This window comes from Pseudomonas sp. NPDC089530 (assembly GCF_050280705.1).
Taxonomy (GTDB): domain Bacteria; phylum Pseudomonadota; class Gammaproteobacteria; order Pseudomonadales; family Pseudomonadaceae; genus Aquipseudomonas.
Map to the genome: position 1 here is coordinate 1 of NZ_JBNNVU010000030.1, position 18,837 is coordinate 18,837.

An 18,837-nucleotide genomic window follows, 5' to 3' on the forward strand; every position below is an offset into this window, starting at 1 on the left:
CATGTTGACCTCTTGCGGCATCCAGTGGTTGGCGCAGCCGTCCAGGTACTTCTGCCAGGCCCAGTCGTATTTGAATGGCACCAGCTGGTTGAGTTCGGGCCCAGCAGTACTCGTACATGAACAAGACGTTCGACACCAAGCCGATCGACGAGCACGACAGCAAGAGCGGCCACTCCTTCGTCTTCGAGCCGATCTTCACCAGCGGCATCTGCGTACTGCCGAATATCTCCGACCACCGCAGCGAAATGTCCGAGGCCTTGCACATCAACGCCGGACGCCTGCTGTGCAAATACCTGTCGGAAGAATGGGACTTCTCCTACAACTTCGATAACGAAGACAGCAGCGAAGCCAGCGTGATGGGGCGCATCCGCCCGTGGAACGCGATGATGCTGATCTCCAACGACATCATGCGCTATGCCGAAGAGAACGATGACGGCAACATCCAGAACATCGATGTCAACGCCATGGAGAAGCACGCCAACCAGTACATCTCCCAGCAGATCTTCAACATCCTGACCGCCCAGGCGGTGACCACCGACTACGACCAGAACTACTTCCGGCGCGCCGGCATCGACATCGGCGAAACCATCCGCCTGGATGCCAACGACCTGTTCATGAGCCTGGCCGGCCCGGTGGCGATCGCCTATGCCGAGTCCGTGGTCCAGGAAACCCCGGTGCCGACCGGCGACAAGTTCAAGGTGTTCGAGAAAGAGCCGCAGCGCCTGAACATCGACGACCTGTTCTTCCGCTCCATCGACCTGCCGCACTTCAACAAGGTGACCCAGGCCATCGAGGGCATCAGCCTGCTGCCGATCGAGTCCAAGCGTTATCGCGCGGCGCTGGAGCAATACAAGGCGTCCGGCTACGACGCGGCGGCCCTGCACGACCTGCACTTCTTCAAGAACTGCTCGTCGGTGGTGTCGATCGTATCCTTGCCCAAGGACTACAAGCTGTCGTACATGGACCTGAACCGGCTCAAGACCCACCTCAACAGCCTGTTCCCCAACACCACCCTCAAGCGTTACGCGTTGGTGATCGGCGCCTCGGCCAACCTCTCGCTGACGACCCTGATCGCCAAGAGCCCGTGCCTGTCGGACGACTTCCTGACCCTGATCGTGGCCTTCATCAAGCGTTGCTTCGCCCGCAACCCGTATCGCTTCGACGAGACCCTGGACAACTCGATCCTGGATTTCATCATCAGCGAACAGTTCGATGAAAACCGTATCGACGACCTGCTCAACGAGTTCGAGAACCCGGCGAAGATCCTCGACACCAACTGGTACGCGATCAAGCCGATGTACGAGAAGAAGTACCGCGAGCTGATCAACGACAAAGACAAGTTCGTCTCGATCAACGACATCCGCCTGTCCCGGGATTGCGTGAAGAAGGCCATCAAGTACCTGCGCGAGATCTACCGTCACCGCATCGGCAAGACCAAGGTCATCTCGCTGAACAACCACACCGGCAAGACGGCCTACTGACTGACGCCTCCCCACCCTGTAGGAGCAGCCGGTCGACGCTCGATTGCTCGCGATGGCGTCCTGCCAGTCGACATCACCTGACAGTGATACCGCTATCGCGCGCAAGCTGCGCTCCTACAGGGGGAATGATGCAATCCCCCCGGAAACAATCAGGCAGCCCTCAGGCTGCCTTGGCAACTGTTCCCATTCCGCTTACGTCACCGTCAACCTGGGGCCTTTCTCTACGGCACCTTGCCATTAGCCTTTTCGCGGTTACTCGGCTACACACTTTGGCCCGGAAAAACCAGGCACCCTTTTGGTGCTCAGGCCTCGTGGCGTGCCCTTTCCTGGACCAGAATCCACGGCGAAACCACCACCGCCCAGAGCAACGGATCACGTTCCACCAGATCCTGCGCCCGCGTCGCAGACAGCTTGCCCACCTTCTCCGCGGCCAGCCAGGCAGAGACTTTTCCGGCCTGGTTATCAGCCATTGCCTCGGCCGCTTCGATCAAATCCAGGCCGGCGTCGACCCACAATAGGGCACCCTTGGCGAAGAACGGCTCCAACTCCTTCCAGGTAATAGATGCGGTTTCACCAAGCAGCTTGGCATAGAGGGTGCTAGGTTCTTGAGTCATGGGCCTGTCCCGAAAAGAAAACCGCGCAATGATAACGTCGGTGCTCTGGCAGACAAACCCGGTTGCAATTGAGTCAACGATAGAGAAGCGCAGGAGAGCCAAGGATTGCTCGCGAAGTACGATCAAACCCCCGCCGCAATTCTGTCTTTTTCTTTCAATAAAGCGACACCGCCTGATTTTGCCCCCTGGCGCCAGCTTCCCAGGCTGACAATCGCCGCTCTACACTGTACCGGTACAGTTGCCGGGGGCATTTCCGGGGGTATCCAAGAGATATCTGACCCGGTTCTGCTGCTACGGCGCCAGGACTATAAAAATTACAACAGTAAGAGTGGAGCACTATGAATAAGGCTACTAAGCAGATTTCCAAACTGTTTGCCGCTATGGTTCTGGCCGGAGCCGCCAGCCATTCGTTCGCAGCTGACACCATCAAGATCGGCATCGCCGGCCCCAAGACCGGCCCTGTGACCCAGTACGGCGACATGCAGTTCACCGGCGCCAAAATGGCCATCGAGCAGATCAATGCCAAGGGCGGTGTCGACGGCAAGATGCTCGAAGCCAAGGAATACGACGACGCGTGCGACCCTAAACAAGCCGTGGCCGTCGCCAACAAAGTGGTCAACGACGGCGTCAAGTTCGTGGTCGGTCACCTCTGCTCCAGCTCCACTCAGCCAGCGTCCGATATCTATGAAGACGAAGGCGTGATCATGATCACCCCAGCCGCCACCAGCCCGGACATCACCACCCGCGGCTACAAGATGGTATTCCGTACCATCGGCCTGGACAGCGCCCAGGGCCCTGCCGCCGGCAACTACATCGCCGACCACGTGAAGCCGAAAATCGTTGCCGTGCTGCACGACAAGCAACAATACGGCGAAGGCATCGCCACCGCGGTGAAGAAAACCCTCGAAGGCAAAGGCGTCAAGGTTGCCGTGTTCGAAGGCCTCAACGCCGGCGACAAGGACTTCTCCTCGATCATCCAGAAACTCAAGCAAGCCAACGTCGACTTCGTCTACTACGGCGGCTATCACCCGGAACTGGGCCTGATCCTGCGCCAATCCAAGGAAAAAGGCCTGAACGCCAAGTACATGGGGCCGGAAGGCGTCGGCAACGACTCCATCTCGCAGATCGCCCAGGACGCTTCCGAAGGCCTGCTGGTGACCTTGCCGAAGTCCTTCGACCAGGACCCGGCCAACAAGGCGCTGGTTGACGCGTTCACCGCCAAGAAGCAGGACCCGAGCGGCCCGTTCGTGTTCCCGGCCTACTCCGCAGTCGAAGTGATCGCCGAAGGCATCAAGGCCGCGAAGAGCGAAGACACCGCCAAGGTGGCCGAAGCCATCCACAAAGGCACCTTCAAGACGCCGACCGGCGACCTGTCGTTCGACGAGAAGGGCGACCTGAAGAACTTCAAGTTCGTGGTCTACCAGTGGCACTTCGGCAAACCTAAAACCGAAGTTTCCCCTCAGTAAGCCCGGTCTGAAAAACCATGAAGCCCACTGTGCAAGCAGTGGGCTTTGTTTTACGAGGTTTATGGGCCTGGCCCCCGCGATCCGGGAGCAGGTTCACCTGAAAATCTTAAAACCGTCACCAGCGGTTCGCTGGCAAACGCTCGTGTCCAAGTGGCCAAAGACCACCGCACCGAGCCGGAACATGACTCCACCAGTGAAATGCGTATCAGGTTTTTAGGAGCGTTGTAATGCCTGAGATCTATCACTTCTTCCAACAGCTGGTTAATGGCCTGACCATTGGCAGCACCTATGCCTTGATAGCCATTGGCTACACAATGGTTTACGGCATCATTGGAATGATTAACTTCGCCCATGGCGAGGTCTACATGATCGGTTCCTACGTGGCCTTCATCGTCCTTGCCGGACTGGCCATGCTGGGTATCCATTCTCTGCCGCTGTTGATGACCGCCGCCTTCCTGGCGACCATCGTTGTCACCAGTGCCTACGGCTACAGTATCGAACGGATCGCCTACCGCCCCCTGCGGGGCAGTAACCGCCTGATCCCGCTGATCTCGGCCATCGGCATGTCGATCTTCCTGCAAAACACCGTGCTGCTCTCGCAGGACTCCAAGGACAAATCGATCCCCAACCTGATTCCGGGCAGCTTCAGCTTCGGTCCGGGCGGCGCACAGGAAGTGCTGGTCTCCTACATGCAGATCCTGGTGTTCGTGGTGACCCTGGTCGTGATGCTCGGCCTCACCCTGTTCATCTCGCGCTCCCGCCTGGGACGTGCCTGCCGGGCCTGTGCCGAAGACATCAAGATGGCCAACCTGCTGGGCATCAACACCAACAACATCATCGCCCTGACCTTCGTCATCGGTGCCGCCCTGGCGGCCGTGGCGGCTGTGCTGCTGAGCATGCAGTACGGCGTGATCAACCCGAACGCCGGATTCCTGGTGGGCCTCAAGGCCTTTACCGCGGCGGTTCTGGGCGGCATCGGCAGCATTCCGGGCGCCATGCTCGGTGGCCTGGTGCTGGGGGTGGCCGAGGCATTCGGCGCCGATATCTTTGGTGACCAGTACAAGGACGTGGTGGCTTTCGGCCTCCTGGTCCTGGTGTTGTTGTTCCGGCCAACCGGCCTGCTGGGCCGTCCGGAGGTTGAGAAAGTATGACTAGGAATCTTAAACAGGCGTTTTTCAGCGCCCTGCTGGTTTGGGCTGTGGCGTACCCCGTCCTCGGCCTGAAACTGTCCATCGCCGGCATCAACCTCGAAGTGCAGGGGGCCACTACCTCCACGCTGATCATCATCGCCGCGTGCTCGGTGCTGATGTTCCTGCGCGTGCTGTTCGACCGCCAATACACGGCCGTCATGGGTTCCATGCCCAAAGGCAAGTTGATCCCGGCCAGCGCAAGCCACTTCCTGACCCTGCCCAGCACCCAGCGCTGGGTCATCATGGGCCTGATCGTCGTCGCCCTGGTATGGCCGTTCTTCGGCTCCCGCGGCGCGGTGGATATCGCCACGCTGATCCTGATCTATGTGCTGCTCGGCCTGGGCCTGAACATCGTGGTCGGCCTGGCGGGTCTGCTGGACCTGGGCTATGTCGGTTTCTACGCGGTGGGCGCCTACAGCTATGCGCTGCTGTCGCACTACTACGGCCTGAGCTTCTGGATCTGCCTGCCGATCGCCGGCCTGATGGCGGCGACGTTCGGCTTCCTGCTGGGCTTCCCGGTACTGCGCCTGCGCGGCGACTATCTGGCGATCGTGACCCTGGGCTTCGGGGAAATCATCCGTCTGTTCCTGCGTAACCTGACAGGCCTCACCGGCGGCCCGAACGGCATCAGCAACATCCCCAAACCGACGCTGTTCGGCCTGAGCTTCGACAGGACGGCCGCCGAAGGCATGCAGACCTTCCACGAGTTCTTCGGCCTGACCTACAACCCAGTCAGCAAGGTGGTTTTCCTCTATCTGGTGGCCTTGTTGCTGGCGCTGTTCGCCCTGTTCGTGATCAACCGTCTGCTGCGCATGCCGATCGGCCGGGCCTGGGAAGCCTTGCGCGAAGACGAGATCGCCTGCCGTGCCCTGGGCCTGAACCCGACCGTGATCAAGCTGTCGGCCTTCACCCTGGGCGCCTGCTTCGCCGGTTTCGCCGGCAGCTTCTTCGCCGCGCGCCAGGGCCTGGTGACACCGGAGTCGTTCACCTTCATCGAGTCGGCCACCATCCTCGCCATCGTGGTCCTGGGCGGCATGGGTTCGCAGCTGGGCGTGGTCCTCGCGGCGATCGTGATGATCCTGCTGCCCGAGCTGATGCGCGACTTCAGCGAATACCGCATGTTGATGTTCGGCGCCCTGATGGTGCTGATGATGATCTGGCGTCCACAAGGCCTGCTGCCCATGCAACGTCCTCACATGGAGCTGCGCAAATGAGCAGAGAAATCCTCAAAGTCGATGGCCTGAGCATGCGCTTCGGCGGCCTGCTGGCGGTCAATAACGTCGCCCTGAGCGTGAAAGAGAAACAGGTGGTGTCGATGATCGGCCCTAACGGCGCCGGCAAGACCACCGTGTTCAACTGCCTGACCGGGTTCTACCAGCCCACCGCCGGCAGCATCCAGCTCAACGGCGAAGCGATCCAGGGCCTGCCCGGCCACAAGATCGCCGGTAAAGGCGTGGTGCGGACCTTCCAGAACGTGCGGTTGTTCAAGGAAATGACCGCGGTCGAGAACCTGCTGATCGCCCAGCACCGTCACCTGAACACCAACTTCCTGGCCGGCCTGTTCAAGACTCCGTCGTTCCGCAAGAGCGAGCGCGAGGCCATGGAGTACGCCGAGTTCTGGCTCGACAAAGTCAACCTCAAGGAGTTCGCCAACCGTCCGGCCGGCACCCTGGCCTATGGTCAGCAACGCCGCCTGGAAATCGCCCGCTGCATGATGACCCGTCCGCGGATCCTCATGCTCGACGAACCGGCCGCCGGCCTCAACCCGCGGGAAACCGACGACCTCAAGGCGCTGATCGGCACCCTGCGCGAAGAGCATGACGTGACCGTGCTGCTGATCGAACACGACATGAAACTGGTCATGAGCATCTCCGACCACATTTTCGTGATCAACCAGGGCACGCCCCTGGCCAACGGCACGCCGCAACAGATCCGGGATAACCCGGAAGTGATCAAAGCCTACCTGGGGGAAGCGTAAATGCTGCAGTTCGAAAACGTTTCCACCTTCTACGGCAAGATCCAGGCGCTGCACAGCGTCAACGTCGAAGTCCGCCAGGGCGAGATCGTCACCCTGATCGGGGCCAACGGCGCCGGCAAGTCCACCCTGCTGATGACCCTCTGCGGTTCGCCGCAAGCCCATAGCGGCAGCATTCGCTACATGGGCGAAGAACTGGTCGGCCAGGACTCCGCGCGGATCATGCGCAAAAGCATCGCCGTGGTCCCGGAAGGCCGTCGGGTATTCGCCCGGCTGACCGTGGAAGAAAACCTCTCCATGGGCGGTTTCTTCACCGACAAGGGCGATTACCAGGAGCAGATGGACAAGGTCCTGGGCCTGTTCCCGCGCCTCAAGGAGCGCTTCAACCAGCGCGGCGGCACCATGTCCGGCGGCGAACAGCAGATGCTCGCCATCGGCCGGGCGCTGATGAGCAAGCCCAAGCTGTTGCTGCTCGACGAGCCGTCCCTGGGCCTGGCGCCGATCATCATCCAGCAGATCTTCGACATCATCGAACAACTGCGCCGCGACGGCGTGACGGTGTTCCTGGTGGAGCAGAACGCCAACCAGGCGCTGAAGATCGCCGACCGGGCCTATGTCCTGGAAAACGGCCGGGTGGTGATGCAAGGCACCGGCGAAGCCCTGCTGACCGACCCCAAGGTGCGCGAAGCCTATCTGGGCGGCTGAGCCCTGCTGCAAAACAGAACGGCCCTTCGGGGCCGTTTTTTTTTGCCTTGCCAAACCGGAGCACTCGGGGCGCCGCCAGAGCCTGTCGCGGGCAAGCCTCGCTCCTACAGGTCCGTGTGCGCCGTGCTTTTGTAGGAGCCAGGCGTGCCGGCGATACAGGCGCCACGGTCCCCCCCCTGAATATTTTTTAGCGCTCGTTGTAACGAATCCTCGCGACCTTTCTCTAGAGGGGTAAGCAGGCACACATGCCTGCCTTCCCACTACCTTTTCTGGAGAAACACCATGACCGCTACCACTCGCACCCTGTCCGCCGCTGCCCTGGCCCTGGCTTTCGGCTCGGCCCTGAGCATCGCCGCCCTGCCGGCCACCGCCCAGGCCGCCGGCGACATGGAGAAATGCTTTGGCGTCGCCATGAAGGGCAAGAACGACTGCGCCGCCGGTGCGGGCACCACCTGTGCCGGTACCTCCAAGGTCGACCACCAGGCCAACTCCTGGAAACTGGTGCCTAAAGGCACTTGCGAGAAGACCGCCAGCAGCACCTCGCCGACCGGCTTCGGTCAACTCGAAGCCTACAAAGCCAAGTCGTAATCCGCCGTCCGCCTGAGTGTCGATGATGAACATTGCCCTGCAACCGCCACTGCGTCCCGCCGCTCAGGCGACCGCCTCCAGCCTGCCGCGCCGCGCCGGGCTGGGCCTCAAGACCGAGCACTTTCGCGAGGTCCTGAGGGAACAGCCCGACATCGGTTTCTTCGAAGTCCATGCAGAAAACTACATGGTCGCGGGCGGGCCGTTCCACCACTACCTGGGGTTGATCCGCGAACAATACCCGCTGTCGCTGCACGGCGTCGGCCTGTCGATTGGCGCCGAAGGTCCATTGGACCTGGCGCACCTGAAACGCCTGGCCACACTGATCGAACGCTATCAACCCCAATCCTTTTCCGAACACCTGGCCTGGTCCAGCCACGGCCCGGTGTTTCTCAATGACTTGCTGCCCCTGGCCTATGACCGGCCGACCCTGGACCGGGTCTGTGCGCACATCGACCAGGTACAGGAGCACCTGCGCCGGCCCATGCTGCTGGAGAACCCGGCGACCTACCTGGAGTCTCGCCGCTCCAGCATGGACGAGGCCGAATTCATCCGCGAGGCGATACGCCGCACCGGCTGCGGCCTGTTGCTGGACGTGAACAACGTCTACGTGTCGTGCATCAACCACCGCCGCGATCCGCTGGCTTATGTCGATGCCCTGCCGCTGCAGGCGGTGGGCGAGATCCACCTGGCCGGCTTTGCCGAGGACAGCGACGACCTGGGCGACCGGCTGCTGATCGACGATCACGGCGCGCCGATCGACAACGCCGTGTGGGCGCTGTACCTGCGGCTGCTGGAACGCATCGGACCGACCGCGACCCTGATCGAGCGCGACAACCAGGTGCCGACGTTTGCCGTGCTGCAGGCCGAGGCGCGCCAGGCCGACGAACTGCTGCAATACGCGAGGAGACCGGCATGAGTCCCCAGACAGCCTTCGCCAACGCCCTGCTCGACCCCGACCAGCCCTGCCCCGCGGACCTGTACTGCGCCAACGGTGCCGATCCGGCGAGCCGCTTCGCGGTGTACCGCAACAACGTGCAAAGTTCGCTGGTCAATGCCCTGGCCGAGGCTTATCCGGTGGTGGCGCAATTGGTCGGCGAAGAGTTCTTTCGAGCCATGGCCGCGCTCTACGTCAGGGCGTTCCCGCCCCGCAGCGCCCTGCTCAATGACTATGGCCATGACTTCGCCGACTTTATCGCCGGCTTCGCCCCCGCCGCCAGCCTGCCTTACCTGGCGGATGTCGCGCGCCTGGAACGCCTGCGGGTCAGCGCCTATCACGCGGCCGACGCGAGCCCGGTACAAACGGCGCAGATCGTCGCGGCCATGGCCGCGCCCGCGACCCTGGGGCAATTGCGCCTGCAACTGCACCCCTCGCTCGACACCCTGGATTCGGCTTATCCGGTGGTCGCGCTATGGGCCGCCCACCAGGGCGATGGCGACTTGTCGAGTATCGACCTGCATCGACCGCAAAACGCCCTGGTACTGCGTAATCGCCTGGAGGTCGAGGTGTTCGCCATCGACGCCGGGGCCGCCCACTTCATCCACTGCCTGCGACATTCACAGCCGCTACGAGCCGCCGCGACCGGGGCCCTGGCGCTCGGCCAGGGATTCGATCCGATCCAGAGCCTGGCGCTGTTGATCCGTTGCGGCGCTATCACTGCCCTGCTTCCACATTCCGAGAACTGAACATGGACACCCACTGCCCGCACCACAACCCGCTCGCCCGCCCAGTCAACCGACTTATCCAGCTGCTGGGGGGCATTCCCCATAGCCTGATCGCCTTCATCGCGCGCTTCTCCATCGCCGCGGTGTTCTGGAAATCCGGCCAGACCAAGGTCGAGGGCCTGGCCATCGACCTGTTCTCCGGGACTTTCGAACTCGGCGCGCCACACCTGGCCGACTCGACCATTCCCTTGTTCCAGAGCGAGTACCCGCTGCCGCTGCTCTCCCCGGAACTGGCCGCGCACCTGGCAGCCTTCGCCGAGCATTTTTTCCCGGTCCTGCTGCTGATCGGTTTCGCCACGCGCTTCTCGGCCCTGGCGCTGCTGGGCATGACCCTGACCATCCAGCTCTTCGTCTACCCCGATGCCTACCCGACCCACGGCACCTGGGCGGCGGTCCTGCTGTACCTGATGGCCCGCGGCCCCGGCGCCCTGTCCATCGACCAACTGATCGCCCGCCGCTACCGCTGATCCTCACCCGTCTTCCGTAGGAGCGAAGCTTGCTCGCGATCGCCACGCCGCGGACTGTCTGGAGCACCGCGTTATCGTTCATCGCGAACAAGCTTCGCTCCTACAGGTTCTGCGGTTACAGGCGGTCCAGCGCTTCGCCGCTGCGCCTGAACCAGTCGATCAGGTAGTCGGCCAGGACCTGGGTGCGCCGGGGCAGCCCGCCCTGATAGGGGTGCACCAGGTACATCGGCATGCTGCGGGTCTGGTAGTCGCGCAACAGCCAGCGCAGACGCCCTTCGGCCAATTCCTCCTGCAACAGGTAGGACGGCAGCCGGGCGATCCCGGCCCCCAGCAGCGCGGCCTTTTTCAGCAGGCTGTAGTGATTGCTGGCGAACACCCCGGAAACCCGCACCCGCGACAATTCGTGCTGCTGGTGATACAGCCATTCCTCGCGGCCGCTGTAATGGCTGTTGAGCAGGCAGCGATGCTCGGCCAGATCCCTAGGCGCCAGCGGCTCGCCATGCTGCTCCAGGTAAACCGGACTGGCGCAGGTCACCTCGTGCCAGGCCAGCAGCGGCCTGGCCACCAGCCGTTGGTCATTGGCCACTTCCGAACGGATCCCCAGGTCGAAACCGTCCCGTATCAGGTCGCGGTAGTTGTTGTTCAGCTCCAGCTCGATCTGCACTTCGGGGTATTGCTGGGAAAACGCCAGCAACAGCCCCTCGAAAAAGGTCTCCCCCAGGGACACCGGCACCGTCAGCCGCACCGGCCCGGCCATCTCGTCCTTGAGCCGCGCCAGCGCCTGGCGCGCCCGCTCCACCTGGGCCAGCAGCGCCTGGGCCTGGGGTAACAAGGCAGCCCCCGCCGCGGTCAGGCTCAGCCGGCGTGTGGTGCGTTGCAACAACAGGACCGAGAACTGCGCCTCCAATGCGCTGATGCGCTTGGACAATTGCCCCTTGCTGCAGCCCAATTGCTGGGCGGCCAGAGTGAAACTGCCGGCCTCGATCAGCACGGCGAAAGCCGCCAGGTCATCCATCTCGCTCATGGATTGTTTCCATTTGAAAACCAAAGGTTGCCCATTAGCGCGCTAATCAACAGGAAAAACCAGCACTAGACTGCAACCTCACTCACCCCACACGAGGAACCGCAGCATGAAAATCCTTCTGATCGGCGCCAACGGCATCGTAGGCTCGGCCGTAGACCAGGAACTGTCGCAACGCCACGAGATCATCCGCATCGGCCGCACCAGCGGCGAGTATCAGGTGGATATCAGCGACAGCGCCTCGATCCGCGCCCTGTTCGAGAAAACCGGCCAGTTCGATGCGCTGGTCTGCGCCGCGGGCAATGTCATTTTCGCGCCGCTGGGCGAGATGGACGAACAGCACTTCGCCCTGGGCCTGCAGGACAAGCTGATGGGCCAGGTCAACCTGCTGCTGATCGGCCGCGAGTTCGCCAACGACGGCGCGTCGTTCACCTTCACCTCCGGCATCCTCAGCCGCGACCCGATCCGCAGCGGCGCCTCGGCGGCCCTGGTCAACGGCGCCATCGACAGCTTTGTCCGCGCCGCGGCCATCGAACTGCCCCGCGGCCTGCGCGTGAACTCGGTGAGCCCCACCGTGCTCGTGGAAGCCATGGACAGTTACGCCCCGTATTTCCGCGGCTACAAACCGGTCCCCGGCGCCGACGTGGCGCTGGCCTACGCCAAGAGCGTGGAAGGCCTGCAGACCGGCCAGACCTACATCGTCGGCTGACCCCGTGCTTGTGTAGGAGCGAAGCTTGCTCGCGATGGCGGTTCGCCAGGCACACCGTGGCACCCGGATCGCCGGCAAGCCTGGCTCCTGCGCAAGCGCGATTGGATCCGGGGTTGTGATGAAGGGCCGGGCTGCGTAACGTGGCGGCACTTGATTGGAGACCCGACGATGCGTGCCGCCCGTTCCCTTGTTTGTATTGCCCTGCTCCCCCTGTTTGCCGGTTGCCAGATGCTGTCGATGTTCGACGGCCAGTCCGGGGCCTCGTCCCAGGCCGGCCAGACCCGCATGCAGGGCACGCTGACCGCCGCCAACGGCCAGCTGCTGTTCCAACCCTGCGTCGGCGAACAGCGTTACGTGGTCAAGGACAACGGCGGCACCAGCATCCTGCAGGAAGCCGCCACGCTGGCGGAACAACAAGGCACGCTGTTCGCCGACCTGCGCGGGCACTTCTCCCCGAGCAAGGCCGGCGGCGCCGACAGCGAAGTAGCGCTGAGCCAGCTGTATCGGGTCGAGCGCTCGAGCAATGCCTGCAACGATCCCGACTTCCCGCGCCTGATCCTGCGGGCCAACGGCAAGGCCCCGGACTGGAAGGTCGACGTCAGCGCCAAGGGCATGCGCATCGAACGCGCCGGCCAGCCGGCGCTGGCGCTGCCCTACCTGGAAGAACAACTGGGCGACGGCCGCTTCAACCTCAGCAGCGAAGCCAACAACCGCCACGTCGAACTCTGGGTCGCCCCGCAGCGCTGCGTGGACAGCCAGACCGGCAGCGTGCAGCACCTGAGCGCCGAACTGCGGGTCGATGGCCAGGTCCAGCGCGGTTGCGCCTACTTCGGTGGCTCGCGTAGCGACTGAGGCGACGGACGACCGTTTTAACCTCACGGGGTCCGGGCTTTGCGGCTTATAATCGCCGGTTTGTAAAACCGCCCTGACGCATTGGTGCGTCCCGCGAACCGGACCCTGTCATGTTACGAATCACCGAACTCAAGCTGCCGCTCGACCATCCCGATGAAGACCTGCGCCCTGCCATCCTGCAGCGCCTGGGTATCGCCAGCGATGACCTGCTCGACTTCACCCTGTTCAAGCGCAGCTACGACGCGCGCAAGAAATCGTCCGAGCTGTACTTCATCTACACCCTCGACCTGAACGTTCGCGACGAGGCCAAGCTACTGCACAAGTTCGCCGACGACCGTAACGTCAACCCGGCGCCGGATGTCAGCTATAAGTTCGTCGGCCAGGCGCCCGCCGCCCTGGAGCAGCGCCCGATCGTGGTCGGCTTCGGCCCCTGCGGGATTTTCGCCGGCCTGGTGCTGGCGCAGATGGGCTTCAAGCCGATCATCCTCGAACGCGGCAAGGAAGTGCGCCAGCGCACCAAGGACACCTGGGGCCTGTGGCGCAAAAGCGTGCTCAACCCGGAATCCAACGTGCAGTTCGGCGAAGGCGGCGCGGGGACCTTCTCCGACGGCAAGCTGTACAGCCAGATCAAGGACCCGAAGCACCACGGCCGCAAGGTCCTGCAAGAGTTCGTCAAGGCCGGCGCGCCGGAAGAGATCCTCTACGTCAGCAAGCCGCACATCGGTACCTTCCGCCTGACCGGCGTGGTCGAGAACATGCGCCAGCAGATCATCGAGCTGGGCGGTGAAGTGCGCTTCGAGCAACGGGTGACCGACGTGCTGATCGAAGACGGCCAGCTTACCGGCGTGGAACTCAACAGCGGCGAACAGCTGCACTCGAAACACGTGGTCCTGGCCCTCGGCCACAGCGCCCGCGACACCTTCCGCATGCTCCACGGCCGTGGCGTGTACATGGAAGCCAAGCCGTTCTCCGTGGGCTTCCGTATCGAACACCCGCAATCGCTGATCGACAGCGCCCGCCTGGGCAAGTACGCCGGCCACCCGAAACTCGGCGCGGCCGACTACAAGCTGGTACACCACGCGAAGAACGGCCGTTCGGTCTACAGCTTCTGCATGTGCCCGGGCGGCACCGTGGTGGCGGCGACCTCCGAGCCGAACCGGGTGGTCACCAACGGCATGAGCCAGTACTCGCGTAACGAGCGCAACGCCAACTCCGGCATCGTGGTCGGCATCACCCCGGAAGTGGATTACCCGGGCGGCCCGCTGGCCGGTATCGAACTGCAGGAGCGCCTGGAGTCCCACGCCTTCGTCCTCGGCGGCAGCAACTACGAAGCCCCGGCGCAGCTGGTGGGCGACTTTATCGCCGGCAAGCCGTCTACCGCCCTGGGCAGCGTCGAGCCATCCTACAAGCCGGGCGTCACCCTGGGCGACCTGGCCCTGGCGCTGCCGGACTTCGCCATCGAGGCGATCCGCGAAGCGCTGCCGGCCTTCGAGCGGCAGATCAAGGGGTATTCCCTGCACGACGCGGTACTGACCGGGATCGAGACCCGCACCTCGTCGCCGCTGCGCATGACCCGCGACGAGTCGATGCAGAGCCTGAATGTGAAAGGCCTGTACCCGGCCGGTGAAGGCGCCGGTTATGCCGGCGGCATCCTGTCGGCCGGGGTCGACGGGATTCGCATCGCCGAAGCAGTAGCCCGCAATATCCTCGGCATCGAGGCGTAAAAAAGGCCTCCTTTTCGAGGAGGCCTCATCTCGCACACGCTCGCTCCAACTGGGAGCGGGCTTGCGGGCTCAGATCCCAGCGCGCAAGACGCTGGCCGGCAGCGCTTCGCCGCGCTCGACACTCGCTGCCACCGTCTCGATCAAGGCCGTCAACTCATACCCCTGGGCACTCAGCCAGTCCTGATCGTAATAGGTAGTTGCATAACGCTCGCCGCCGTCACACAGGATGGCCACGATCGAACCGCTCTCCCCCGCCTGTTTCATCTGCTGCGCCGCCATCAGCGCGCCGATCAGGTTGGTCCCGCTGGAACCACCCACCCGCCGTCCCAGACGCTGCGCCAGGTAATGCATGGCCGCCAGCGACAGGGCGTCCGGCACCTTGACCATGGCATCGATCACTGTGGGCAGGAACGACGCCTCGACCCGCGGCCGGCCGATCCCTTCGATGCGCGAACCGCAATCCAGGCGCAGGCTGGCGTCGCCGCTCTGGTAGTAGTCGAAGAACACCGAACGCTCGGCATCGGCGCAGAGCACCCGGGTGCAGTGCTGGCGATAGCGCACATAACGCCCCAGGGTGGCGGTGGTGCCGCCGGTGCCCGGGCTGGAAATCAGCCATTTGGGCTCCGGGTAACGCTCGAAGCGCAGCTGCTGGAAGATCGACTCGGCGATGTTGTTGTTCGCCCGCCAGTCGGTGGCGCGCTCGGCGTAGGTGAACTGGTCCATGAAATGGCCGCCGCTCTCCCGGGCCAGGCGCTCCGACTCGGCGTAGATCTGTGTCGGGTCCTGCACTAGGTGACTCTTGCCGCCATAGAAGGCGATCTGGGCGATCTTTTCCTGGGAGGTGGTGGCGGGCATCACCGCAATGAACGGCAAGCCCAGCAGGCGGGCGAAATAAGCCTCGGAAATCGCCGTCGAACCACTGGACGCCTCGATCACCGGCGCCCCGGGCTTGAGCCAGCCGTTACACAACGCATAGAGGAACAACGAACGCGCCAGGCGATGCTTGAGGCTGCCGGTGGGGTGGCTGGACTCGTCCTTGAAGTACAGCTCGATGCCCGGCAGGCCTGGCAGGGGCAAGGGAATCAGGTGGGTGTCGGCGCTGCGCTGGAAGTCGGCTTCGATGATCCGGATGGCCTCGCGGGCCCACTGACGGTTGTCGCTCATGGTCTTTTCTCGTTGGCTCGAACGCCACACAGGACGCGGAAAGATGAAATGCACCTGGCACAGGGGACCCAGGTACCAGGAAAACTAGCAGCTTTGACAGGGCCGCAAGCCCCGCCGACCCGGGTCGGGGCCGGACATGTTAGGAAACATCCGCGGGCCCTCACAGGTACAGTTTTGAATCAATTGGATACACAACTGCTCGGCGGCTTTTCCAGCAGGCCGCCACCCTGCTGCATATAACAAAAAAGAATATAACTTTTGTTTTAACAACCAAGAGTACGGGTTAGGGTGTGCCACCTTTTTAGTTTTCTGATGGAGAGCGACCTTGCCTCTGCGTAGCACTTTCACGCGTTTCTTTCAGTTGGAAGCTGCCAGCGGTCTGCTATTGATTGCCGCTGCCGTGCTTGCCCTGATCATCAACAACTCCCCGCTGTCGTGGCTGTACAGCGGCCTGCTGGACACCCCCGTGGTCGCCCAGATCGGCGCCCTGAAAATCGCCAAGCCCCTGCTGCTATGGATCAATGACGGCCTGATGGCCATGTTCTTCCTGCTGGTCGGCCTGGAGGTCAAGCGGGAAGTCCTCGAAGGCCACCTGTCCAAGCCGTCGCAGATCGTCCTGCCCGGCGCCGCTGCCATCGGCGGCATGGTGGTGCCCGCGCTGATCTACTGGTTCCTCAACAAGGACAACCCGCCGGCGCTCGGTGGCTGGGCGATCCCCATGGCCACCGACATCGCCTTCGCCCTGGGCGTGCTGGCCCTGTTGGGCAAGCGGGTGCCCGTGTCGCTGAAGCTGTTCCTGATGACGCTGGCGATCATCGACGACCTGGGGGCGATCGTCGTCATCGCGCTCTTCTACTCCGGCGCCCTGTCGACCCTGTCGCTGCTGCTCGCCGCGGCCTGCCTGGTGGCGCTCGTGGCGATGAACCGCCTGGGGGTGGTGAAGCTCGGCCCGTACATGATCGTCGGCCTGATTCTCTGGGTCTGCGTGCTCAAGAGCGGTGTCCATGCGACCCTGGCCGGCGTCACCCTGGCGTTCTGCATCCCGCTGCGCACCCGCAACGCCGAGCCTTCGCCGCTGCTGAGCCTGGAGCATGCGCTGCACCCCTGGGTCGCCTACGGCATCCTGCCGCTGTTCGCCTTCGCCAACGCGGGCCTGTCGCTGCAGGGCATCACCGTGGAAAGCTTCACCCACTACGTGCCCATGGGCATCGCCATCGGCCTGCTGCTGGGCAAGACCATCGGCGTGTTCGGCCTGACCTGGCTGGCAGTGAAAATGGGCCTGGCCGCCCTCCCCGGCGGCGCCAACTGGGGCCAAGTGCTGGGCGTGGCGATTCTGTGCGGGATCGGCTTCACCATGAGTCTCTTTGTAGGCTCCCTGGCCTTCGTGCCTGGTAGTAGCGAATACGCCGGCATGGATCGCATGGGCATCCTCACCGGATCGCTCTTCGCCGCCCTGATCGGCTACGCCGTCACGGCCGCGGCCAGCCGCAAGAACCCGCAACTACCGGCCTGACCGTCGGCGTTGCCCTGGGCTGAAAACACAAAACCCCGACCAGTTGCCTGCCCGGGGTTTTGTTTTGCGGCGGTTTAACGCTTAGTGCGCGACGCGGCTGGTGCCGTTGACGCTCATGATGCGCACGCGCTCGCCGACGCGGAACACTTCGTTTTCCTGAACCTGTTGCACATAGGCACGCATGCTGCCGTCGTCTTCACGCACGGTGATTTCCACGCCCTGGGTACGGGTCAGGCCTTCCTCGGTGGCGGAACCGATCAGGCCGCCAGCCACGGCACCGACGACCGCGGCCACGATGCTGCCTTTGCCGCCGCCGATGGCGCTGCCGCCGACGCCGCCGACCGCTGCACCGGCGAGGCCGCCGATCGGGGTCTTGGTGCCTTCGATCTTCACCGGACGCAGGGATTCGATGGTGCCCATGCGAACGGTCTGCACGCGACGCGCCTCGTCACGGGAGTACGAGTCGCCGGTCAGGTTGGATTGGCAACCGGTGAGCAACATGGCCATCGTGGAAAAGGAAGCAACCAGCAAAACAGACTTACGCATAGGATCAACTCCAAAGGACAGATGGGCATTAGACTCCGCAGCTTGACGTCTGTCACGGCATCGCCGGGATAAAATTGGTTCCATTCAGCAGCAGTACAGACTGCCTGGGCATAAGAAACGCTACACACGGTAGCGTTTATTTCCCGCCTTGCGCCACTGACCCAAGGATTTTCCATGGATTATTTCATCATTGTCGTGACCACCGTTGCCGGCCTGTACTTCCACTGGTGGCTGTATGCGCGGATCAAGCGCTGGACGGACCGGGACCTGGCGCTGTCGCTGGCCGGTACGGACGAGAAGAAAAAGACCTTTATGCTGCAACAGCTGGCCAATGCCCAGCGCCAGAAAGTAAAACGCCGGGACCTGCCGCAGTGGCTGGAAGCCGCCGCGGCCGGTTATCCCGGCGAATGACCTGATGCTGCTTCAGGGAGCCAGGCGCTCGCGCACCCAGTCGGCCCCCTGCAGGCGGTAGTTCAAGCGATCGTGCAAACGGCTGGCACGCCCTTGCCAGAACTCGATGCGCTCGGGCAGCAGGCGATAACCGCCCCAGTGTTCGGGGCAATGGGGCTGGGTATCGCTGAAGCGTTCCTCGGTGTTCTTGAGCAAGGCTTCCAGTTCCGAGCGATCGGCGATCACCTGGCTCTGTGGCGATGCCCAGGCCCCCAGGCGGCTGCCCAGCGGACGTACCTGGAAGTAGGCATCGGACTCCTGCGAAGTAACCTTGACCACCCGGCCCTCGATCCGCACCTGACGCTCCAGGGCTGGCCAGAAGAAGGTCATGGCGGCAAAAGGCCGAGCGGCCAGTTGCTGGCCCTTGGCACTGTCGTAGTTGGTGAAGAAGGTGAAGCCCTGCTCGTCCAGCCCCTTGAGCAGCAGGATCCGGCAGTGGGGCCGCCCTTCTTCGTCCACGGTCGCCAAGGTCATGGCGTTGGCTTCGACCGGCGGCTGCTCGGTTTTCACCGCCTCCGCAAACCAGCGATGAAACAGCGTGAAGGGCTCGACCGGAGCCTGGGCTTCGGTCAGTCCGTCACGGGTGTAGTCGCGGCGCATGTCCGCCAGCCCCTGGGTCATTGCACTTTCCTTTTTGCCCGATGCCTGAT

At 63.2% G+C, this 18,837-nt stretch carries 19 protein-coding genes and 2 pseudogenes; 15 read left to right on the plus strand and 6 right to left on the minus strand.

Going from position 1 to position 18,837, the window contains the following annotated elements; translation table 11 throughout:
- A pseudogene (locus ACQKQA_RS13750) lies at nucleotides 1–105 on the minus strand (hypothetical protein); the annotation flags it as partial.
- Here ACQKQA_RS13750 and ACQKQA_RS13755 point away from each other — a divergent pair.
- Nucleotides 99–1,481 (plus strand): annotated as a pseudogene (locus tag ACQKQA_RS13755) (hypothetical protein); the annotation flags it as partial. The pseudogenes ACQKQA_RS13750 and ACQKQA_RS13755 sit on opposite strands and share 7 nt — an antisense overlap.
- Before the next feature lie 302 nt (nucleotides 1,482–1,783).
- Here the strand turns inward: ACQKQA_RS13755 and ACQKQA_RS13760 are convergent.
- Nucleotides 1,784–2,095 (minus strand): DUF2288 domain-containing protein, encoded by a 312-nt coding sequence (locus ACQKQA_RS13760; RefSeq protein WP_427558103.1) that lies wholly within the window; start codon nucleotides 2,093–2,095, stop codon nucleotides 1,784–1,786.
- 338 nt (nucleotides 2,096–2,433) lie between these two features.
- Between ACQKQA_RS13760 and ACQKQA_RS13765 the strand changes: the two genes are divergently transcribed.
- The 9 genes from ACQKQA_RS13765 (at nucleotide 2,434) to ACQKQA_RS13805 (ending at nucleotide 10,208) form a co-directional block, all read left to right on the plus strand.
- Complete coding sequence (locus ACQKQA_RS13765; protein ID WP_427558106.1) at nucleotides 2,434–3,561, plus strand: branched-chain amino acid ABC transporter substrate-binding protein; 1,128 nt, start codon at nucleotides 2,434–2,436, stop codon at nucleotides 3,559–3,561.
- A gap of 227 nt (nucleotides 3,562–3,788) precedes the next feature.
- On the plus strand, nucleotides 3,789–4,712 hold the full coding sequence (gene livH / locus ACQKQA_RS13770; protein ID WP_427558108.1) for a high-affinity branched-chain amino acid ABC transporter permease LivH: 924 nt from the start codon (nucleotides 3,789–3,791) through the stop codon (nucleotides 4,710–4,712).
- A complete protein-coding gene (locus tag ACQKQA_RS13775) occupies nucleotides 4,709–5,965 on the plus strand; it encodes a high-affinity branched-chain amino acid ABC transporter permease LivM (protein ID WP_427558111.1) in 1,257 nt (418 codons plus the stop codon). The genes livH and ACQKQA_RS13775 overlap by 4 nt, the downstream gene beginning before the upstream one ends.
- On the plus strand, nucleotides 5,962–6,729 hold the full coding sequence (gene livG / locus ACQKQA_RS13780) for a high-affinity branched-chain amino acid ABC transporter ATP-binding protein LivG (RefSeq protein ID WP_427558114.1): 768 nt from the start codon (nucleotides 5,962–5,964) through the stop codon (nucleotides 6,727–6,729). The genes ACQKQA_RS13775 and livG overlap by 4 nt, the downstream gene beginning before the upstream one ends.
- Nucleotides 6,730–7,431, plus strand: coding sequence for an ABC transporter ATP-binding protein (locus ACQKQA_RS13785; RefSeq protein ID WP_427558115.1), 702 nt, complete (start codon nucleotides 6,730–6,732; stop codon nucleotides 7,429–7,431).
- 282 nt (nucleotides 7,432–7,713) lie between these two features.
- The gene (locus ACQKQA_RS13790) at nucleotides 7,714–8,019 is read left to right on the plus strand and encodes a DUF2282 domain-containing protein (RefSeq protein WP_427558118.1); all 306 of its coding nucleotides are present in this window, start codon (nucleotides 7,714–7,716) and stop codon (nucleotides 8,017–8,019) included.
- A gap of 22 nt (nucleotides 8,020–8,041) precedes the next feature.
- Nucleotides 8,042–8,935, plus strand: coding sequence for a DUF692 domain-containing protein (locus tag ACQKQA_RS13795; protein ID WP_427558121.1), 894 nt, complete (start codon nucleotides 8,042–8,044; stop codon nucleotides 8,933–8,935).
- A complete protein-coding gene (locus ACQKQA_RS13800) occupies nucleotides 8,932–9,702 on the plus strand; it encodes a DNA-binding domain-containing protein (RefSeq protein WP_427558123.1) in 771 nt (256 codons plus the stop codon). The genes ACQKQA_RS13795 and ACQKQA_RS13800 overlap by 4 nt, the downstream gene beginning before the upstream one ends.
- Before the next feature lie 2 nt (nucleotides 9,703–9,704).
- The gene (locus ACQKQA_RS13805; RefSeq protein ID WP_427558126.1) at nucleotides 9,705–10,208 is read left to right on the plus strand and encodes a DoxX family protein; all 504 of its coding nucleotides are present in this window, start codon (nucleotides 9,705–9,707) and stop codon (nucleotides 10,206–10,208) included.
- A gap of 115 nt (nucleotides 10,209–10,323) precedes the next feature.
- Here the strand turns inward: ACQKQA_RS13805 and ACQKQA_RS13810 are convergent, their stop codons facing one another.
- Nucleotides 10,324–11,232 carry a LysR family transcriptional regulator gene (locus ACQKQA_RS13810; RefSeq protein ID WP_427558129.1) on the minus strand — a complete coding sequence of 303 codons (909 nt, stop codon included), beginning with the start codon at nucleotides 11,230–11,232 and terminating at the stop codon, nucleotides 10,324–10,326.
- Between the two features lie 106 nt (nucleotides 11,233–11,338).
- On the opposite strand from ACQKQA_RS13810, the gene ACQKQA_RS13815 reads away from it, so the two are divergent.
- From ACQKQA_RS13815 to ACQKQA_RS13825, 3 genes are all read left to right on the plus strand, one after another.
- Nucleotides 11,339–11,938: a short chain dehydrogenase gene (locus tag ACQKQA_RS13815; protein ID WP_427558131.1), complete on the plus strand. Its 600-nt coding sequence runs from the start codon at nucleotides 11,339–11,341 to the stop codon at nucleotides 11,936–11,938.
- Between the two features lie 168 nt (nucleotides 11,939–12,106).
- Complete coding sequence (locus ACQKQA_RS13820) at nucleotides 12,107–12,790, plus strand: COG3650 family protein (RefSeq protein WP_427558134.1); 684 nt, start codon at nucleotides 12,107–12,109, stop codon at nucleotides 12,788–12,790.
- 110 nt (nucleotides 12,791–12,900) lie between these two features.
- Complete coding sequence (locus ACQKQA_RS13825; RefSeq protein ID WP_427558137.1) at nucleotides 12,901–14,514, plus strand: NAD(P)/FAD-dependent oxidoreductase; 1,614 nt, start codon at nucleotides 12,901–12,903, stop codon at nucleotides 14,512–14,514.
- 69 nt (nucleotides 14,515–14,583) lie between these two features.
- Here ACQKQA_RS13825 and ACQKQA_RS13830 read toward each other — a convergent pair whose 3' ends face one another.
- On the minus strand, nucleotides 14,584–15,678 hold the full coding sequence (locus ACQKQA_RS13830) for a PLP-dependent cysteine synthase family protein (protein ID WP_427558140.1): 1,095 nt from the start codon (nucleotides 15,676–15,678) through the stop codon (nucleotides 14,584–14,586).
- A 325-nt stretch (nucleotides 15,679–16,003) separates the two neighbouring features.
- Here ACQKQA_RS13830 and nhaA point away from each other — a divergent pair, with 325 nt between their 5' ends.
- Nucleotides 16,004–17,191, plus strand: a complete 1,188-nt coding sequence (nhaA, locus tag ACQKQA_RS13835) for a Na+/H+ antiporter NhaA (RefSeq protein WP_427558143.1) — start codon at nucleotides 16,004–16,006, stop codon at nucleotides 17,189–17,191.
- An 81-nt stretch (nucleotides 17,192–17,272) separates the two neighbouring features.
- Here nhaA and ACQKQA_RS13840 read toward each other — a convergent pair whose 3' ends face one another.
- The gene (locus ACQKQA_RS13840; RefSeq protein ID WP_427558146.1) at nucleotides 17,273–17,737 is read right to left on the minus strand and encodes a glycine zipper 2TM domain-containing protein; all 465 of its coding nucleotides are present in this window, start codon (nucleotides 17,735–17,737) and stop codon (nucleotides 17,273–17,275) included.
- A 174-nt stretch (nucleotides 17,738–17,911) separates the two neighbouring features.
- On the opposite strand from ACQKQA_RS13840, the gene ACQKQA_RS13845 reads away from it, so the two are divergent.
- Complete coding sequence (locus ACQKQA_RS13845) at nucleotides 17,912–18,148, plus strand: hypothetical protein (protein ID WP_427558149.1); 237 nt, start codon at nucleotides 17,912–17,914, stop codon at nucleotides 18,146–18,148.
- Nucleotides 18,149–18,160: 12 nt separating this feature from the next.
- On the opposite strand, the gene pdxH is transcribed toward ACQKQA_RS13845, so the two are convergent.
- The gene (gene pdxH / locus ACQKQA_RS13850; protein WP_427558152.1) at nucleotides 18,161–18,808 is read right to left on the minus strand and encodes a pyridoxamine 5'-phosphate oxidase; all 648 of its coding nucleotides are present in this window, start codon (nucleotides 18,806–18,808) and stop codon (nucleotides 18,161–18,163) included.
- Nucleotides 18,809–18,837 lie beyond the last annotated feature (29 nt).

Excerpts from the sequence above, each read along its gene's own strand:
- ACQKQA_RS13810 (WP_427558129.1), bottom strand. The coding sequence starts at position 11,232 with ATGAGCGAGATGGATGACCTGGCGGCTTTCGCCGTGCTGATCGAGGCC.
- ACQKQA_RS13845 (WP_427558149.1), top strand. The coding sequence starts at position 17,912 with ATGGATTATTTCATCATTGTCGTGACCACCGTTGCCGGCCTGTACTTC.
- livG (WP_427558114.1), top strand. The coding sequence starts at position 5,962 with ATGAGCAGAGAAATCCTCAAAGTCGATGGCCTGAGCATGCGCTTCGGC.
- ACQKQA_RS13790 (WP_427558118.1), top strand. The coding sequence starts at position 7,714 with ATGACCGCTACCACTCGCACCCTGTCCGCCGCTGCCCTGGCCCTGGCT.
- ACQKQA_RS13775 (WP_427558111.1), top strand. The coding sequence starts at position 4,709 with ATGACTAGGAATCTTAAACAGGCGTTTTTCAGCGCCCTGCTGGTTTGG.
- ACQKQA_RS13820 (WP_427558134.1), top strand. The coding sequence starts at position 12,107 with ATGCGTGCCGCCCGTTCCCTTGTTTGTATTGCCCTGCTCCCCCTGTTT.
- ACQKQA_RS13765 (WP_427558106.1), top strand. The coding sequence starts at position 2,434 with ATGAATAAGGCTACTAAGCAGATTTCCAAACTGTTTGCCGCTATGGTT.
- ACQKQA_RS13840 (WP_427558146.1), bottom strand. The coding sequence starts at position 17,737 with ATGCGTAAGTCTGTTTTGCTGGTTGCTTCCTTTTCCACGATGGCCATG.
- ACQKQA_RS13830 (WP_427558140.1), bottom strand. The coding sequence starts at position 15,678 with ATGAGCGACAACCGTCAGTGGGCCCGCGAGGCCATCCGGATCATCGAA.
- ACQKQA_RS13760 (WP_427558103.1), bottom strand. The coding sequence starts at position 2,095 with ATGACTCAAGAACCTAGCACCCTCTATGCCAAGCTGCTTGGTGAAACC.
- ACQKQA_RS13825 (WP_427558137.1), top strand. The coding sequence starts at position 12,901 with ATGTTACGAATCACCGAACTCAAGCTGCCGCTCGACCATCCCGATGAA.
- ACQKQA_RS13785 (WP_427558115.1), top strand. The coding sequence starts at position 6,730 with ATGCTGCAGTTCGAAAACGTTTCCACCTTCTACGGCAAGATCCAGGCG.
- pdxH (WP_427558152.1), bottom strand. The coding sequence starts at position 18,808 with ATGACCCAGGGGCTGGCGGACATGCGCCGCGACTACACCCGTGACGGA.
- ACQKQA_RS13800 (WP_427558123.1), top strand. The coding sequence starts at position 8,932 with ATGAGTCCCCAGACAGCCTTCGCCAACGCCCTGCTCGACCCCGACCAG.
- ACQKQA_RS13795 (WP_427558121.1), top strand. The coding sequence starts at position 8,042 with ATGATGAACATTGCCCTGCAACCGCCACTGCGTCCCGCCGCTCAGGCG.
- livH (WP_427558108.1), top strand. The coding sequence starts at position 3,789 with ATGCCTGAGATCTATCACTTCTTCCAACAGCTGGTTAATGGCCTGACC.
- ACQKQA_RS13815 (WP_427558131.1), top strand. The coding sequence starts at position 11,339 with ATGAAAATCCTTCTGATCGGCGCCAACGGCATCGTAGGCTCGGCCGTA.
- ACQKQA_RS13805 (WP_427558126.1), top strand. The coding sequence starts at position 9,705 with ATGGACACCCACTGCCCGCACCACAACCCGCTCGCCCGCCCAGTCAAC.